Source organism: Microcoleus sp. M2_D5, from assembly GCF_036701935.1.
Classification (GTDB): domain Bacteria; phylum Cyanobacteriota; class Cyanobacteriia; order Cyanobacteriales; family Microcoleaceae; genus Microcoleus.
The window spans coordinates 43,983-60,927 of the sequence record NZ_JAUBRP010000008.1; the positions used below are offsets into that span (position 1 = coordinate 43,983).

The following is a 16,945-nucleotide window of genomic DNA, read 5'->3' on the forward strand; positions in this document are numbered from 1 at the left end:
CTAACCCCCATCCCCCATCCGTTATCCAATATCTCAAGTCAGGCGGTCAATCCAGCTATGGTCGCCCTTATTCTAAGTATGAAGGTTAAGTGAACTTAAAAAAGATTAAGAATTACATAATTAATCCGCGTGTCCGTGTCAAAATTCCTGTCGTGCCTTCTTCTTCCTTCTAATCCAGCTTTTCGCCGCTGAGAATAAATATGGGATTGACGGCGGCAAAAGTTTGACTGAGGCCGCGAGTCTCCAAGCGGTTGACGGCGGACTGGACTACTTCGATGTTGCGGACTTGCAATTCGGCGAACCCTTCGGAAACGGCGTAAAGATTTTCTAAATTCGAGGCGGTGGCGACAACTCTACCGTGGGGTTGCAAGTACCGCCAAACTTCTTGGAGAATGGCTTTAATCGGGCGACCTCCTTCGATGCAGACTCGGTGGGGGGGTTGGGGCAGGTTTTCCAGGCATTCCGGGGCACTGCCTTCTATAACTTCTACGTTGTCGAGCTCGAATCGATCGCAATTTCTGCGAATCAAGCTTGCTACTTCTTCATCCCTTTCGACGGCGATAATCCGACCTTTGGGACACAGCAAACCTGTTTCTACGGCGATCGTACCAGTACCTGCACCGATGTCCCACACGACTGAATCTGCTTGCAGCCGCAGGTGGGAGATTAACAGCAGTCGGACTTCTCGCTTACTCATGGGAATTCCCGGTAAACGTTCAAATAAGTCATCCGGGATGCCTGGAGTGACGTAGGGCCAAAGCATAGTTATATTTTTGATTTTTGATTTTTGATTGAAGCAAGACCGAAGTTGGAACTCGCGGAAGAAGTAGAAATTCTGCCCCTTTCCCCCAAGCCTTCATATTTACTCTCGCACAACCTTGAGAGTTTGGAGGTCGGGATCGCTGCAACCTGTGATTTTTCCGCCGGCGGCAAGGATCTGTTGCAGGTAGTCAACGGCTGCTGGGGTAATGATTTCACCGGGCATCAGGACTGGTATTCCTGGGGGGTAGGGACAGATGAGTTCGGCGCACAGGCGATCGACTGCTTTGTCTGCGGGTACTGTTTCGGTTGAGGAAAAGAATGCCTCGCGCGGGGAGAGGAGAGGGGGAGAGTGGGAGAGTGGGAGAGTGGGAGAGTGGGCAAATCTTCCATCGGACATCTTCCTTCTTCTTTCTTCCTTCTTCTTTCTTCCTTCTTCCTTCTTCCTTCTATCCTTTAAATCCGTTACATCCGTTACAGAATCCGTTGCCGAACTTCCTTCTTCCTGACATCCGTTACATCCGTTACAGAATCCGTTGCCGAACTTCCTTCTTCCTTCTAAAAGAGTACAAGCTGTAACTAAATTGTCAATATCTGATTCTGTATTTCCCAAGCTGATAATAAATGTTAAATGTCGGGGCATAGGAAGTTCTGCGGTAACGCCGAGTTGAGAGTGCAGAATTTCATCGGCGGCAAATCCTGTGATTCCTAAATCTGATACTTTTACTGTTAGCCTGGTGCTGTCTAATGCTGCAAAACCCGGTGTATTTAAGGGTTCTAAAACTGATAAGCCGGGAATTTGACTGATGCCCGATCGCGCTTTTTCTGCTAGCTGTAAAGTTTGCGCCATTAACTCTTTGCCGTGGAGTGCGATTTGTTGGCGGGCGGCGTCTAGGGATGCTAATAATAAGTAACTCGGACTGGTGGATTGTACCAACTGCAATGCTCTATTTAATTTTTGGATATCTATGCGATCGCCCTTGACGTGCAGCATCGAGGCTTGTGTCATTGCACCGAGGGTTTTGTGTATGGATTGTACTGTTAAATCGGCGCCGGCTGATAGTGCCGGTTCTGGCAAGTGTGGATGAAAGTTAAAGTGCGCGCCGTGGGCTTCGTCTACTAATAACGGTATGTTGTATTGATGGGTAATTTGGGCGATCGCCCGCAAATCCCCGCAAACGCCGTGATAGGTTGGGTAAACTATCATTACTGCTTTAGCGTCGGGATGTTGTTCTAATGCCGAAGCTGTGGCTTCTGGGGTGATGCTGTTGGCAATATCCCAATCCGGGTTGTACTCTGGATTGACAAAAATTGGAATTGCACCGGATAAAATTAAACCAGAAATAGCCGAGGAGTGGATATTTCGAGGCAAGATAATTTTATCGCCGGGGCCGCAAGTTGCTAAGATGGCGGCGATAATTCCGCAAGTGGAACCGTTAGCCAAAAACCGAGTTGATTGGGCTCCAAATGCTTCGGCGGCCAAGTATTGAGCTTGGGCAATTGCACCTTCTGGGTTAAAGAGATTGTCTAATTCCGGCAATTCGGGCAAATCCGATCGAAATACTGCCGCACCGAACAAGTCAATTAGCGGTTGAGAGATTCCTTGTCCGCCTTTGTGTCCGGGGGCATAAAATGGGGCGTGCGGGTGATTTGTGCGATCGCGCAAGGCATCTAATAGAGGCGTTTGTTGTTGAGAGTTTGCTGGTGACACGCTTAATCCTGATTGCTGTATTTGATATCTAAGGAATGAGAATTAAATAACTTCCACAAGTTTGTGGGATGGGCCTGAAAGCCCGTCATGAGTGGACGGGCTCTTAGGCCCATCCCACAATAACAATTAAAATTGTAAGTTATTTAATTCGCGATCCTAAGTAGAGCGGTATGAAAAAACCATAATATCTTGTTGTAGGGGAGGGTTGAGCCAATGTCTTTACTCTCGCGCAGTTTATTTCTGTACTCACGCGCCCTCGCCATCTAATGTTTATTTGTCACCAAATACTTAGTTTAATACCAAAGGCATAATTTTCGACGGAGGTAACAGTTAATTATAGTTATTTAGATAGATGTCTCCGCCGCAAGCTTGAGTTTATATTTATGAGATAAAACACTACCACAAATCAGTTATTTTTGTTATAAAAATATAGCGGTGAGTGGCGAACAAATGTTTTTGAAACATCTCTATTAGCGAGCAAAACACTAACATGATTTTTCCCACTCCAGCTCCATTTCCAGGCCCGCAGATTCCCAGTACCGAACCGGGGCTCCCGACTATACCCGCATCGCCACCAGTGCCGGGCCCCGTTCCCGAACCGATTCCCGGGCCAGTACCTGAGCCGGTACCTGCGCCAATTCCGCAGCCAATTCCCGAACCGGTGCCGGAAACTGTACCCTCTCCAATTCCTCAGACAGTGCCGGAGCCTATTCCTCAGACAATCCCTGAACCTGTATAAATTATGTTTTAGTCGATCGCGAAATTTAAGATTGTTTGTCAGGTCGATCGCAAAAACCGATTTCTCCCAAGTCCCCAATCTTTTTGATGAATATCAGACTTGAAAAAACTCGGTTTTTGCCTAAATTATCAATTAATTGAAGTTGAGCGCCGTCTCTTTACAAAGGTCAACAGCATCCAAATCGGTGGATTTGCCGTCCGAGTATTCGGCCCGGACATCGAAAATACAGCCGGCATCCGAGCCCCCGTAGTCAGCTTGATTCCACTCAAAATCTGCCTTTTCCCGATCGGCAATGGGGGCCTCTAGCTCGTTTTCTCCCCAAGTATCCTTATCGGGAGGAGACATATAAACGGCTGTCATCGTCTTGCCGCTGTTGTTAATCACCGAAACTTTGATTATCTGAGCCAAGACGCTAGGCGCTGTCAGCGCTAACAGGGGCAGCGACAGCCCCGCAGCGATCGTTACTTTGCTTAACCACTTGTTAACCATTGAGCCATCTACCTCAAGTTTGATATTTATTCAAGCTTAGCTGTAGAAGTTAGAAGGGACAAGTCAGATATATTGCTATTGCTTATGATATTTTGAAACAGTGATATGTTTCTAAATAGCTATGCTTACTGCCGGAATTGTCGGACTGCCTAATGTTGGCAAATCTACTTTGTTTAATGCTTTGGTGGCTAATGCCAAGGCGACTGCTGCTAATTTTCCTTTCTGTACGATCGAGCCAAATACGGGTATCGTGGCAGTGCCAGACGAACGGTTGAAGGTGCTGAGCAAGATTAGCAATTCCGCGCAAACGGTGCCGACGCGGATTGAGTTTGTGGATATTGCGGGTTTGGTGAAGGGGGCGAGTCAGGGGGAAGGGCTGGGAAATCAGTTTTTGTCTCACATTCGGGCTGTAGATGCGATCGTCCACGTTGTCCGCTGTTTTGAGAATGACGATATCATTCACGTTGCGGGTTCTGTCGATCCGATCCGAGATATTGACATTATCAATCTAGAATTAATTCTAGCAGATTTAGCTCAAATTGAACGCCGGCTCGATCGCACTCGCAAGCTGGCCCGCAACAACAAGGAAGCTCAGGCAGAAGTGGATGTGCTCGAAAAATTAGTCGCCGTTTTGAATGCGGGGAAACCGGCGCGACAGTACAATTTCACCAATGAAGAAGCTGAATTAGTTAAAGGTTTGGAATTACTGACCAACAAACCAATTATTTATGCTGCTAACGTGTCTGATGACGATTTAGCAACTGGAAATAGCTATGTCGAACAAGTGCGGGAAGTAGCAGAAGCAGAAAATGCTAAAGTTGTCATAGTTTCGGCGCAAGTTGAGTCAGAATTGGTGGAGTTATCCGAGGAAGAACGAACGGATTTCCTAGAATCTCTGGGTGTGAAAGAAGGTGGCTTAAAATCTTTGATTCGAGCTACTTACGAATTATTGGGTTTGCGGACTTATTTTACTAGCGGGCCGAAAGAAACTCGCGCTTGGACGATTATCGCGGGAATGTTAGCACCGCAAGCTGCGGGGGTGATTCACTCGGACTTTGAACGGGGTTTCATCCGGGCCGAAACTGTGAGTTATGAAGATTTGGTTGCTACGGGCGCGATGAATGCAGCTAAGGAAAAAGGCTTAGTTCGCAGTGAAGGAAAAGAGTATATTGTACAAGAGGGGGATGTGCTGTTGTTCCGATTTAATGTTTAGCTTTTTTAAGGAGATTGGCACATGGATATCGTTTCGCTGGCAATTGCTTGGCTGGTAACTTCGGTGAGCTTTTTTATCATTTCCAAGTTGCCCATTGGGGTGGATATTGACACTTTTGGAAAAGCGATGATTTCGGCGGCGGTTTTTGGATTGCTGAATGCTTTGGTGCGGCCGCTTTTTGTGGTTTTGGGTTTTCCATTTGTGTTGGTAACTTTTGGCTTGTTTATGATTGTGATTAATGCTGCTATCTTTGGATTGGCGGCTTGGCTAGTCGAAGGATTTCGCTTGCGGTGGGGAATTTGGAGTGCAATGCTTGGGGCGATCGCCCTCGGTTTTATCAACTCTCTTCTCTATCAGTTGTTGAGTACGCTGCCTAGTGTAAGGTAGATAAATGTAACGCGCGGGCGGAAGGAAGGGGCGGGTTTATTCATCCTGTTAGTTATGGCCAATATTTCAGGTGAAACCCGCCCCAACGGCAAATATTTTAGGTTTAATTCTCCCATATCAGGTATTTATTTTTTGGTATGGGTTGAGTTATTAGCCTTAACAGTAGTCGAGAAATTTGTCTGGAACTAGGCGCAATTCGCCCGATCGAAAGCGCTCGATCGGTATCCAAAATGCAGTATGTTCCCCATCTCCGTCTGCAAAATCCAGACTCTCCAATTCATAAAATTTGGAATCAAAAAAATCGCACTGGTATAGTTGTATTAATTCGTGTCCGGCTTTGCCATTATAAACAAAGAAGTTTTCTAAACAAGCCAAATATTTGATATTTGTTAACTCGGCTTGAATTTCTTCTTGAAACTCTCTTTGCAAAGCGTCGATGCTGTGCTCTCCGAATTCTACGCCACCGCCCAGAGCTCGGTAAAATGTGTCTTGTTTGACAGGATCTTCGCATTCTGACACGAAGATGCGATCGCCCGATCGAATTAATCCTAAAACAATTACGCGAACTTTACCTTTTTGCATAATTAGCCATCAGTCATTAGTCATTAGTCATTACGCATCAAAACCAAAGAAACCGGGTTTTTTGCCCTTCAAGGGTTGTAACAAAGCATTCAAGGGAAAAAACCCGGTTTCTGATTACCCGTGCATCCAAGACTATATTATCTCTGTATCCGTGTCATCCGTGTCGTGCCAACGTTTAATTATCGGCAAAACCCTCTCTCCTGCTTCTATTTTCAATAGGCCAGTCTGTATTTTCCCCGCCTATAATGAGTTTTTCAATCGTTACGAATTCTTTGCTGAGTTGCTGGAAAACATTAATCAAAACATCGAGGCCAATTGCATCGCTAGTTCCCAAATCAAACCAGCAGCGAGCCCAAGAACCTTGATACTCCATTTCTCCCATATTGTGCATCAAAGCCATCATGCTTTGGTCGGCTAGATTAACATCGTAATTCATATCACTGATGTCTAAGCCTTCATCTTGAACTTGCAAATTTTCCGCATTAAATCCTCCAAGTTTTCCCAAGAAAAACCAAGAGTCAAACACTTCTTCAACATACTGTTTTTCACCGTTTGAAGGCACGTTGCTGAACTTCAGCCAAATCCAGAGGTCAAAGGGGTTAAACTCGCGAAACTCTACTTGCATAGTTTTTTGGTGTTTTTATAGTGGTGGTAAGGCTGCCGGCCCCCAGACTCCATCTGCATCTCTGATTTTATCGCGCATGGGGTCGCAGGGGCGAGATTGGCTGTCGAGACGGTTGCGGGTTCTGCACTGCTGAAAGAAGATTTCGGCTACTAAACTGCGCGGCAGTTGGTCGGGTTTTGCTAAGGCTGCGTCGAAGTTTTTTCTGGCTTCCTCAAGTAAGGTTTTGTTGCTGTCTTTCCCCTGGGATTGGGAAAACAAGATTTGTGCTTTTAGATAGAGAACTTCGGGATTGTTGGGCGTTTCTGCTAGCGATTTGTTCGCAAATTCTAAAGCGCGATCGTACTTTTTCAAATCTCGATAGCCTACTGCCATGCCGCGATAAGCTAAGTAGCGGGGAGAGGCTTTTTGTTCGAGTCTTTGAATTGCTTCGTTGGGGTTGGAAAAGGGTAGGTTTGTGGCTAGCATTAAGTCCATGTAGCCTTTGATCAGGTTAAGTTCGGGGTCGTTGGGCGCTATTTTGTCGGCGGCATCTAGGTATTGAAATACTACTCGCAATTTACTCAAAGCTTGGGGCGCGCCTTTGGCTGTTCCTTCTTTGGCTATAATGTTCGCCCCTTCTAGAAAGTGACCTGCTGCTGTGTAAATATTGCCGCGCAATGGATTAGTTTTCGCCAATTTTTCGCCGACTTCGCGGGTTTTTTTCGCGTAGGAATTCATCGAGTTGAAGTCTTTTTCGATGTATGAGAGGGAGGCTGCCATCGCATAGGCTAGCGGCTCGTTTGGTTCGGCTGATAGTGCTTGTTGAATTTGAGTTTTTGCTTGTTTGTAGTTTCCTTGCTGAAACATTGTTTTGAAAGCGGTTTCGGTGTTGGGCCCGATCGCCTGCGGGTTGCTGCTGCGAAAGGGATCGCCCGCTACTGCCGAGTTAATGCAGATGCCCAGGGCGATCGCTCCTGCACTGGCGATCGCCCGCACTGTCTGTTTAGAACTTAACATTTGCTTGCCCACCGATGCTAAAGGAGTTTTCGTCATCGTCAATTCTCTCAATGTAATATACTGTAAACTAGAAACAAGAGAGTTAAATTTTCAGACTTTCGGGCCGCCACCAAAAAAAGAGTGAAATTTGCTTGATTTTTTGTGGTTCTTGAGGTATATTTTAATAATGGAAGTGTGACTTATAATATATTAACGGACAGATTTCCATTATTAAAATATACCATGAAAAAACATAAAAATCAAACGCCACTCCTGAAAAAAAAGGAAATTTTTGTGAAGATTTATGTAAAATAATTGTGTGCGATCGACCCCACCCAAAAACAGCCTTAACTATCAATAGCACAACGAAGGACTGATGACTGATGACTGATGACTAATGACTGATGACTGATGACTTGTTCAAAACTAACAACTGCCGTTAATGCTTTATCTAAAAAACTTAGTATATCATCCTACCGCCTGTCCGAATCCTATTCTGAAAAATATTAACTTAGAACTGCCATCGCAGCAAATGGGGCTGATTGTGGGTCGCAGCGGTTCTGGCAAAAGTACGCTATTAGAAATATTAGCAGGTTTAGCGGAAAAAACTAGCGGCGACATCCGTTGGCGGGAACAAGAATTAACACCGGAACACTTGCAACAGTTAGGAGGTTTAGTATTCCAGTTTCCCGAAAGGCATTTTTGCGGCGGCACAATTTTAGAAGAATTGCGACTGGGACATCCTGAATTGGGACAAGAACAAATTAACTCAGCAATGGCAGAAGTGGGACTCGGACATTTGCCGCTGCGCGCTTCCCCCCACGCTTTGAGCGGCGGACAACAGCGCAGGGTAGCCCTGGCGGTGCAGCTAATTCGGCAGCCGCATTTGCTACTTTTGGACGAACCGACGGCTGGTTTGGATTGGTCGATGCGGCGGCAGTTGGTAAGCTTGTTGAGCAAGTTGAAAAGTCACTGGACTTTGTTGATTGTAACTCACGATGCTAGCGATTTGTTGAGTGTAGCCGATCGCTTTTGGACTCTAAACCACGGGGATTTGCAGGAGGTCGATCGGGCTAAATTAGAAGCTAAGGAAACGAGTTTTGTTAGTCATTAGTCATTAGTTAGTGCGGGCGGGTTTATCACATTAGGAAGCATTTTTAAGTGCAGAGAATTTGCAGAGCTTACAAAAGAGTGGGAATAGAAGATGAATCAGATTACAATGCCTGTGTTGCCCCAGATGAACGAATTGTGGCAAAAAACGCTGAATTGGCAGCCGGATGAGTCGCAGCAACAAAAATTTCAGCGGCTTTACGAGTTAATTGTCGAGGGAAATCGCTCCTTGAATTTAACTCGAATTACTGAGCCGATGGAGTTTTGGGAAAAACATTTGTGGGATTCTCTGCGGGGAATTTCAAGACTGCTGCCCGCTAATCACAATTCGGCGGAAAATCCCGAATTGTCCGCCGAGTCGGTGCACAAAGCGATCGACATTGGGACGGGTGGGGGTTTTCCGGGGTTGCCAATTGCGATCGCCCTGCCGCATTTATCAGTTACGCTGCTCGATTCTACGCGCAAAAAAATTACTTTTTTGGAAACAGTTTTGCCGTCTTTAGGGATAGAAAATGCGGCGACTTTGTTGGGTAGATCGGATGAAATTGCCCGACAGCCGCATCACAAACAAGCTTACGATCTAGCCGTTCTCAGAGCAGTGGGAGCCACTCCTCTCTGTGCTAAATGCGCGCTGCCATTCCTGAAAAATGACGGTTTAGCTGTGCTTTACCGTGGGAATTGGACGGTGGAGGAAGAAACGGAGTTGCAAAGGGCGATCGAGCATTTGGGCGGCACAGTTGAGTCAGTCGAAGCATTCACAACGCCGACGAGTCAGGGGGCGCGGCACTGCGTTTACTTGCGGAAAGTTGTACGGGAGTTCGATCGTCCCGTGCGCTAGCTAGTAGGGACACGGCACTGCCGTGTCCTGTATTTCATCTAATTGAAAACTACCCGATCGCCTGTTCGTAGCGCTTGTTAATTTCCGTCCAATTAACAACATTCCACCAAGCTTTTAAGTAGTCGGCGCGCAAATTTTGGTATTTGAGATAATAAGCGTGTTCCCAAACATCGTTACCCATAATTGGATAGTTGCCCTCCATGAAAGGAGTGTCTTGATTGGCAGTAGTTGTAATCTCAAGTTTGCCAGCTTTATTGCGGACTAGCCACACCCAACCGCTGCCAAAACGCTTGGCGCCGGCATCGTTAAATTTTGTTTTAAAATCGTCAACACTGCCGAAAGTTTGCTTAATTGCTGTTGCAATTGCCCCTGTCGGTTCCCCGCCGCCGTTGGGACTCATGATTTCCCAAAACATACTGTGATTTAGGTGTCCCCCGCCATTGTTACGCACGGTTGTGCGAATATCTTCCGGCACTTTGCTCAAATCTCGCAGCATATTTTCCGCAGTGATATTTTTGAGTTGCGGGTATTTGCTGACAGCATCGTTGAGGTTTTTAACGTAGGCGGCGTGGTGTTTGTCGTGGTGAAATTGCATTGTCCGCGCATCGATGTGCGGTTCTAAAGCATTGTATTCGTAAGGTAAAGGCTGCAGTGTAAAAGGCCCCGGAGTTTGGGCTATTTTTGTGCTTTCTGCAATTGGACTGGCTTGGGATACATTATTTCCTGACGCTTGGCAAGCACCTGCGGTAATAGCTCCAACGGTGGCAGTCAGCAAATACAAGAAATCTCGGCGTTTGAGAGTCATAAAAAGTACCTAAGTAAATTATTAACTGTTTTATCTCAGATTAAAGCAAAAGGGGAGTGAGTTGAGAAAAAAAGTTGTATCGCCCGAATGGATGAGACGGATGGGCGATGGTTGTGAGAGTTTCTCAAGTATAGGCTAATTGTATGCGCGTAACTAACTCACGTGCTCCGGTTCACCAACCCGGTTTCTGTCTCGAAACCGGGTTTTTTTTTGATTATTCTTGGGACAAGCGCTGGATGGCTTCGCCTCCAAAAAGCCGATCGGCTGCTTGAAGAATACCGGGAATTTTTGCAGCGTGGGGACTGTGGGCCAGACAGCGGCGCAAGTCTAATTCATCTAGGCGATGGCCTTCCGCACCGCAAGCTACGGCTTTTTGACCGGGGAACCAGTGGCCCCCATTACCTAAAAGGTTGTAGCGCATCTTGCAATAGTCGATCGTATCGTAAGCCTGCGCCAAATTCCACAGCCACAAAATCACATAAATATTAATACCTCCGGGAGTATTTTCGATAGTTGGTAAACCGACGTGCCAAGTCTTAAACCAATCTTCTCCTAATTTATCAATTGCTGCTTTTTCTAATTTTTCTAATATCGGAGGCAAAATTTCATCTGCTCTATCTAACAATTCTACAGCTTTAAGATGCTCGTTAAAATCTTCAGGTTTGGCTGCGCCCAAACTCAAAGTGTGTACTTGCGGATGCGACAAACAAAACAAATCGTTAAACACCATCGGACTCAGCGGATAGCACAAATCTACCAATTTTTGCGGCGGGCTGTAAAGTTGACCGCCTTTATCGGAAGGACTGATAATAAAAACGCCCATATCGTGACGTTTAGCAGCTTCAATAGCCGGCCAATTAATTTGATTGATGTAGTACCAGTGCAAGTTAAGATAATCAAATTGATTAGTTTCAATTGTTTTGACAATCACATCCGTCGGGCCGTGAGTGGAAAAACCAATAAACCTAACTTTCCCTTCTGCTTGCAACTTTCTGGCCACATCCATGCAGCCGCCCGGACGGATAGACTCCTCTAGCAATTCCCACGTATTAATGCCGTGTAGCGACAGTAAATCGACGTATTCCAGTTGCAAATAAGCTAAGGATTTTTTAAATTCTTCGCGGAACTCTTGGGAGTTGGGTTTAGGACTAACTTTCGTTTGCACTATCAATTTTTCGCGGGGAAAGTTTGGCAAAATTAACCCCAATTGCATCTCGGAAGTGCCGTAACCGCGAGCAGTTTCTATGTGATTGATGCCGCATTCAATCGAGTAGCTAATCGTCGCTTCTAGATTTTGTTGATTGTCTGGGGGAATTTCAGTGGCTGGTACGTCTTGCCATTTGTACTGATATCTCATGCCACCGCAGGAAAAGACGGGCATGGATAATTCTGTGCGACCGAATCTGCGATATTGCATCATCATAATCAAAGTCAAAGCTATAGAAGAAGGAAGTTCGGCAACGAGCAATGTACGGGATGTAACGGATGTAAAGGATAGAAGGAAGAAGGAATATGTAACAATCGCAAGGCTTTCACTGATTAAGAATTTCTTAATAGTCTTGGCGGTTGCTATAGGGTAATAAACCTTATTTTTGGTATTTTTGCGGGTTGTAACTCGCATATTGCCACATTCTCCCGAACAGGCAAGATGCCTGTTCCACAAAGAGTTTATGACCAGCAGCGGGCAAGTTTTGACTATTTAGAAATTTCCCGTACTGCGGGTTTTCCGTCTTGAATTTCGCCGACTAAAACCAAATCTGTACAGTTTACAAACAAACCATTTTCTAACACACCGGGAATGTTATTCAACGTTTTTTCCATTTCCCCCGGGTTGGCAATGTCATCAAATTTGACATCGATTACCATATTACCTTGATCGGTAATTACCGGGCCTGCTTTTTTCACGCCCATGCGGAGTTCGGGTTTGCCGCCCAATTTTTCAATGGCCCGCATCACTGGTGTTAATGCCATCGGTATAACTTCGATGGGCACGCGAAAAGTAGAACCCAATTTATCTACGATTTTGGAACTGTCAACTACTACAATAAACTGAGTTGCGAGGTAATCGACTACTTTTTCGCGGGTGTGGGCTGCGCCGCCACCTTTAATTAAGTTGAGGTGGGGATCTACTTCATCAGCGCCGTCAATAGCCACATCAATTCTGTCAATTTCATCTAGTGTTGTCAGCGGTACTCCGTACTGTTTGGCTAACACTTCTGATTGAAAAGATGTCGGCACTCCTTTGATATCTTTGAGTTCGCCTGATTTTATGCGATCGCCCAATGCTTGAATAGTATAAGCTGTAGTTGACCCGGTGCCGAGTCCGACAATCATACCAGATTTTACGCGATCGGCGGCAGCAAAGCCGACTTGCTGTTTCATCAATTTTACGGGATCTTGTTCTGCGGTCATGTTCGGTACTCCTTAATAGTTTTAAGATTATACCATTTATTATGGATTTATTTAACCGCAGAGAGCGCAGAGAACGCAGAGAGGAAGAAGATGAAGAGAGGGAACTCGCAAATTATTTCAATTGGGAACTTCTCTCTGTTTTCTCTGCGCCCTCTGCGTACTCTGCGGTTAAATAAAAAAATCTAGTTCACAAATCGGTGGATAATTGCCACAATGAAAATCTGATTTCTCGATCTCGAAATTCGTCAATCTGTTTCCATAACCAGATTCCCACTATTTTCAAGCATGAAGGTACACCAAATATACGACAATGATAACCAGCTTTTTTCGACCAACTTTAGCGCCAGTGCCAGGAAACAGAAGGGGTGGAGTACGTCGGTTCCTTACCGCAACCCGAACTCGTCCGGCAACTGAGTTCCGTCGCGGTTTTAGCTTACTCGAATACCTGTTTGGAAACGTCATCTATTGTGGCGATGGAGGCGATGGCTAGCGGTTGCCGGATTGTGACGAGTGCATTGGCAGCTTTGCCGGAAACAACTGCTGGATTTGCCCGTCTAGTTTCCATGTCAGGGGTGGAAAATTTTCATTGATAACTAATTGCAAGCTGGTGGAAAAACCGGATTGGGAGGGATATATAAGGATGTTTTTAGAGGCGGTAGTCGGAGTTTTAAATGAGGGAACGGGTGCGGGGCGCCACGGCTGAAAATCATTTAAGATAGCAGGTAGAATATATAAATCGAGGGTGTATTTTGTCTGTGCGATCCCGAAAGTCGGTAGAATGGCTGAATAGTCTTAGTGTAAAACCAGTAAGAGTGGCAGAGCAAATGATCGGGAATTCTTTAGTAGGTTTAGAGGCAGTGAGAGATTATTTTCAAAAGGGAAATTGGCGGAAAGAGCAAGGTGATCTCGGTGGCGCTATCGAGAATTATCAGAAAGCTTTAGAGTTTAATCCCGAAGATGCGGAAGTTCATAAAAAGTTGGCGGAAGTTTATGTTTTGCAAGGAGAATTTGAAAAGGCGATCGCCTCTTGTAATGTCGCTCTTCAATTTCAACCAACTTTTGCTCCTGCTTACTTGACAATGGGCAATGCTTTGCACAGTCAAAACAAGCTGGAAATGGCTATTCAAGCTTACTTGCAAGCTTTAAAAATTCAGCCGGAATTTGCCGAAGCCAGCGCTAATCTCGGCAGTATGTATTACAAATTAGGGCAATTGGAACAGGCTGCAAATTATTACCAAAAAGCTCTGCTAATTAATCCTCAATTGTGTTCTGTCAATATGATGATGGCGAGCGTTTTGCAGCAGCAAGGAAAGTTAGATGCAGCAATTATTTGCTATCAAAAAGTGCTGGAACAGCAACCTGGAGATGCCAGCGCAGCGGAGAAACTATCGAGTTTGACCGCACAAAAAGAGCGGCAAACTACAAACAGCAAATTTATAGAATTAGAAACAGAATCAGGCGAAGCCCAACCACTATCTGTCAACAAAGATGAAGGCTACGGCTTGCAGCCTTCGAGTATCAATTTGCCGCCAGCGCCAACCGCTGAGACTTTAAATACTCCGTTTACAAACCCCGCCGAACTTTCCGAACAAGTTACCTCGATCGATGTTCCAGATAGCGGACAAGTTGCCAATTTTGAAGAAGTAGAACCGTACAATAAACTCGCAGAACAGTTTTTAGTTCAAGGTAAAATTAAAGAGGCGATCGCAGCTTGTCAGCAAGCGATCAAAATTCGACCGGATTTCATCTACGCTTACGTCACTTTAGGCAATGCCTTGCAAGCAGGAGGCAAAACTGAAGCTGCAATTCGATCGTATTCTCAAGCCCTAGTATTGCAGCCAAATTTTGCGGAAGTGCGCGCCAATATCGGCAGTATGTATTTCAAAATGGGGCGTTTGGAAGAAGCGATCGCCCATTACCAGCAAGCCATCGCCCTGAGTCCCGATTTAGCGGGAGCTCACTGGAACTTAGGGAAAGTATATCACCAACACGGCAACATCGAAGCAGCGATCGCCTGTTTTAAAAGAACATCCGAGCTCAACCCGCAGCTAGTCGGTGCAGACTTCCACTTTAACTTAGGTAATCGACTTTTGGGCCAAGGAAAGCGCGAGGAAGCCATCGAAAGCTACGAAAGAGCGATCGCCATTAAACCGGATTGGGCCGAAGCTTACGGTAACATCGGCAGCGCGCGATCGCAACAAGGCAATCTCGACGCCGCCATCGCTTACTATCAGAAAGCTGTAGCTTTAAAGCCGCATTTAGAAGTTTTGCACTTCAATATAGCCAACTCTTTTTTACAGCAAAACAAGTACGAAGAAGCGATTACTAATTATCAAAACACTCTGAAAATCAAGCCCAACTGGCCGGAAGTTCACGCTAACCTCGGCAGTTGTTTTTCCATGCAGGGGCGGCTGGAAGAAGCTTTAGCCAGCTACCAGCAAGCTTTGGCCTTAAAACCGAATTGGGCAGAGGTTTACTGCCGGATGGGACACATTCAGAAACAAGATAAGCCCTTGGAGGCGATCGCCAATTTTGAAAAGGCGATCCAATGCAACCCCAAATTTAGCGAAGCCTACCAACAACTGTGCGACTTGCTAAGCCATTCCACCAACCTCGCCGGAGCCCGCAACGTAGCCGACAAATACTGCGAAAACTGCGGCGAAAATGCCCCAGTCATGTCCGCTACAGCCTACGTCTTTTCCTACCTGCAATCAGGTGTCAGCAAACAGGCAATTCAAAAACTCGAAGAAATCGAAAAACTATGCTACGAAAAGGTCGAAACCTTTAGCGTAATTGAACTAAAACTGCTCTACGAAATCTTCCTGTTTGCAGTTTCTCACCTGCGAGACAACCGCGAAAAAAATGCCAGTTTCTACAGACTCATTGCCAAAGAATACTACCAAAAAGCCGTTCCTAAGCGCCAGGATATTAACAGGATAAACTTAGGAAAGTACCAAACAAAAGAACAGCGTCCTTTAAAAATCGGCTTCCTTTCCAAACACTTTCGCCGCCACTCAGTAGGCTGGTGCAGCGAAGCTTTAATTCGCGAATTAAGCCGCATCACCCCCCACGTTCACCTTTACGTCACCGGGAAACTCCACCGAGATGAAGTTACGCAGCGGTTTGAAGACATGGCAGGCAAGTTTTACTGGCCTAAAAAATATCCAAACGGCTTTGCTGATGGCGGTGAAATCTTCGCCGAAGTAGCCCAAGACAACTTGGATGTTTTGATAGACTTAGACTCGATGACAGTGCCAACAAATGTGGAAGTGCTGTATCAATATCCTGCGGGTATTTGCGTTTCTTGGTTGGGATTTGACGCACCCTACATTTCAGATAATCACTACTTTCTGTGCGACGAACACACTCACCCCCCTGGTGTTGAAAAAAATTACTTAGAACAGTTAGTAAGATTGCCTGCAGGTTCGGTAGCAATTGGCGCACTGCAAAGCATTCCTGTGAATCGAGATGCCATTAGAAACGCTCTCGGAATTGGCTTGGATCAAATGACTTATCTGTGCGTTTCGCCAGGGAGAAAAACCAATCCCGAAATGGTACGAGCTCAAGTTCAAATCCTTAAGGAAGTACCAGAGAGTTTGTTAATTCGCAAAGGTCAAGGCGACCCGGATGTTATTCACAGCACTTACCGCCAAGAATGCGAAATTCAGGGAGTAGATTTTGCTCGGATTAAGTTTATAGGGCAAACCAGAAGCGAAGAAGAACACCGCGCTATTTATTATGTAGCCGACGTGCTTTTAGATTCCTATCCTTACAACGGCGGGACTCACAATTTAGAGGCTCTGTGGGCAAATTTGCCAGTGGTAACTCGCTCCGGCGACCAATATCTTTCGCGCATGGGTTACGCTTTTCTCAAAAGTGCAAATCTTGATGTTGGTGCGGCGTGGAGTTGGGAGGAATACACGCAGTGGGGAGTTAAGTTTGGCCGCGATGCTGGTTTAAGAAATGCGGTGAAAGAACATTTAGTAAAATCTAAACAGCCAGAACATCTCGCACCTTTGTGGAATCCTAAAAAGTTGGCTGAGGATATGTATGAGGTGTTTCAAAAACTGTTAGCTAAATAGACTGGGAATGTGAATTTCTTTCTTTCTTTCTCTCTTCTCGAACTCTGTGTCATCTGCGCCCTCTGCGGTTCAAAAAAAAGAGATATCGGGTAGAGAAAAGTGATTTCTGGATATTTTTACCCAACGCCCAGTAAAGTTTTGTAAAAAAATCAGTGAAAATGCGTAAAAATTCCGCGCAGAGCCTGATAGATAAATAGCTGATTCATAGTACCGCGATC

The 16,945-nt window shown here is 45.6% G+C and carries 16 protein-coding genes; 7 read left to right on the forward strand and 9 right to left on the reverse strand.

The genetic code is table 11. The annotated features are described in order from the left end of the window. Positions 1-169 precede the first annotated feature (169 nt). Positions 170-763 carry a precorrin-6Y C5,15-methyltransferase subunit CbiT gene (cbiT, locus tag QUA50_RS05635; RefSeq protein WP_333263852.1) on the reverse strand — a complete coding sequence of 198 codons (594 nt, stop codon included), beginning with the start codon at positions 761-763 and terminating at the stop codon, positions 170-172. Between the two features lie 99 nt (positions 764-862). After that, positions 863-2,470 (reverse strand): aminotransferase class I/II-fold pyridoxal phosphate-dependent enzyme, encoded by a 1,608-nt coding sequence (locus tag QUA50_RS05640; protein ID WP_333263849.1) that lies wholly within the window; start codon positions 2,468-2,470, stop codon positions 863-865. Positions 2,471-2,960: 490 nt separating this feature from the next. Between QUA50_RS05640 and QUA50_RS05645 the strand changes: the two genes are divergently transcribed. Continuing rightward, a complete protein-coding gene (locus tag QUA50_RS05645; protein WP_333263846.1) occupies positions 2,961-3,209 on the forward strand; it encodes a gamma-aminobutyric acid A receptor, epsilon-like protein in 249 nt (82 codons plus the stop codon). A gap of 132 nt (positions 3,210-3,341) precedes the next feature. Here the strand turns inward: QUA50_RS05645 and QUA50_RS05650 are convergent, their stop codons facing one another. Further along, on the reverse strand, positions 3,342-3,698 hold the full coding sequence (locus QUA50_RS05650; protein ID WP_333263844.1) for a hypothetical protein: 357 nt from the start codon (positions 3,696-3,698) through the stop codon (positions 3,342-3,344). Between the two features lie 121 nt (positions 3,699-3,819). Between QUA50_RS05650 and ychF the strand changes: the two genes are divergently transcribed. Then, a complete protein-coding gene (gene ychF / locus QUA50_RS05655; RefSeq protein ID WP_333263841.1) occupies positions 3,820-4,911 on the forward strand; it encodes a redox-regulated ATPase YchF in 1,092 nt (363 codons plus the stop codon). Positions 4,912-4,932: 21 nt separating this feature from the next. Beyond that, positions 4,933-5,298 carry a phage holin family protein gene (locus QUA50_RS05660; RefSeq protein ID WP_333263839.1) on the forward strand — a complete coding sequence of 122 codons (366 nt, stop codon included), beginning with the start codon at positions 4,933-4,935 and terminating at the stop codon, positions 5,296-5,298. A 156-nt stretch (positions 5,299-5,454) separates the two neighbouring features. On the opposite strand, the gene QUA50_RS05665 is transcribed toward QUA50_RS05660, so the two are convergent. From QUA50_RS05665 to QUA50_RS05675, 3 genes are all read right to left on the reverse strand, one after another. Continuing rightward, complete coding sequence (locus QUA50_RS05665; protein ID WP_333263836.1) at positions 5,455-5,880, reverse strand: NUDIX hydrolase; 426 nt, start codon at positions 5,878-5,880, stop codon at positions 5,455-5,457. 175 nt (positions 5,881-6,055) lie between these two features. Beyond that, positions 6,056-6,505: a DUF3531 family protein gene (locus tag QUA50_RS05670; RefSeq protein ID WP_333263833.1), complete on the reverse strand. Its 450-nt coding sequence runs from the start codon at positions 6,503-6,505 to the stop codon at positions 6,056-6,058. Positions 6,506-6,520: 15 nt separating this feature from the next. Next, the gene (locus QUA50_RS05675) at positions 6,521-7,537 is read right to left on the reverse strand and encodes a Sll0314/Alr1548 family TPR repeat-containing protein (RefSeq protein ID WP_333263831.1); all 1,017 of its coding nucleotides are present in this window, start codon (positions 7,535-7,537) and stop codon (positions 6,521-6,523) included. 385 nt (positions 7,538-7,922) lie between these two features. On the opposite strand from QUA50_RS05675, the gene QUA50_RS05680 reads away from it, so the two are divergent. Further along, positions 7,923-8,594, forward strand: coding sequence for an energy-coupling factor ABC transporter ATP-binding protein (locus QUA50_RS05680; RefSeq protein WP_333263828.1), 672 nt, complete (start codon positions 7,923-7,925; stop codon positions 8,592-8,594). A 90-nt stretch (positions 8,595-8,684) separates the two neighbouring features. Further along, positions 8,685-9,428, forward strand: a complete 744-nt coding sequence (rsmG, locus tag QUA50_RS05685) for a 16S rRNA (guanine(527)-N(7))-methyltransferase RsmG (RefSeq protein WP_333263825.1) — start codon at positions 8,685-8,687, stop codon at positions 9,426-9,428. A 49-nt stretch (positions 9,429-9,477) separates the two neighbouring features. Here rsmG and QUA50_RS05690 read toward each other — a convergent pair whose 3' ends face one another. The 3 genes from QUA50_RS05690 to rpiA all read right to left on the reverse strand — a co-directional run bounded on the left by QUA50_RS05690 (position 9,478) and on the right by rpiA (position 12,645). Continuing rightward, positions 9,478-10,233 carry a Fe-Mn family superoxide dismutase gene (locus tag QUA50_RS05690; protein WP_333209707.1) on the reverse strand — a complete coding sequence of 252 codons (756 nt, stop codon included), beginning with the start codon at positions 10,231-10,233 and terminating at the stop codon, positions 9,478-9,480. A gap of 214 nt (positions 10,234-10,447) precedes the next feature. Next, positions 10,448-11,653, reverse strand: coding sequence for an aldo/keto reductase (locus QUA50_RS05695; protein WP_445243155.1), 1,206 nt, complete (start codon positions 11,651-11,653; stop codon positions 10,448-10,450). 275 nt (positions 11,654-11,928) lie between these two features. Continuing rightward, a complete protein-coding gene (rpiA, locus tag QUA50_RS05700; protein ID WP_333263822.1) occupies positions 11,929-12,645 on the reverse strand; it encodes a ribose-5-phosphate isomerase RpiA in 717 nt (238 codons plus the stop codon). Positions 12,646-13,010: 365 nt separating this feature from the next. Here rpiA and QUA50_RS05705 point away from each other — a divergent pair, with 365 nt between their 5' ends. Both QUA50_RS05705 and QUA50_RS05710 read left to right on the forward strand, forming a co-directional pair. Further along, a complete protein-coding gene (locus tag QUA50_RS05705; RefSeq protein ID WP_333263821.1) occupies positions 13,011-13,235 on the forward strand; it encodes a hypothetical protein in 225 nt (74 codons plus the stop codon). Between the two features lie 165 nt (positions 13,236-13,400). Further along, the gene (locus QUA50_RS05710) at positions 13,401-16,727 is read left to right on the forward strand and encodes a tetratricopeptide repeat protein (protein ID WP_333299447.1); all 3,327 of its coding nucleotides are present in this window, start codon (positions 13,401-13,403) and stop codon (positions 16,725-16,727) included. Positions 16,728-16,945: the final 218 nt, after the last annotated feature.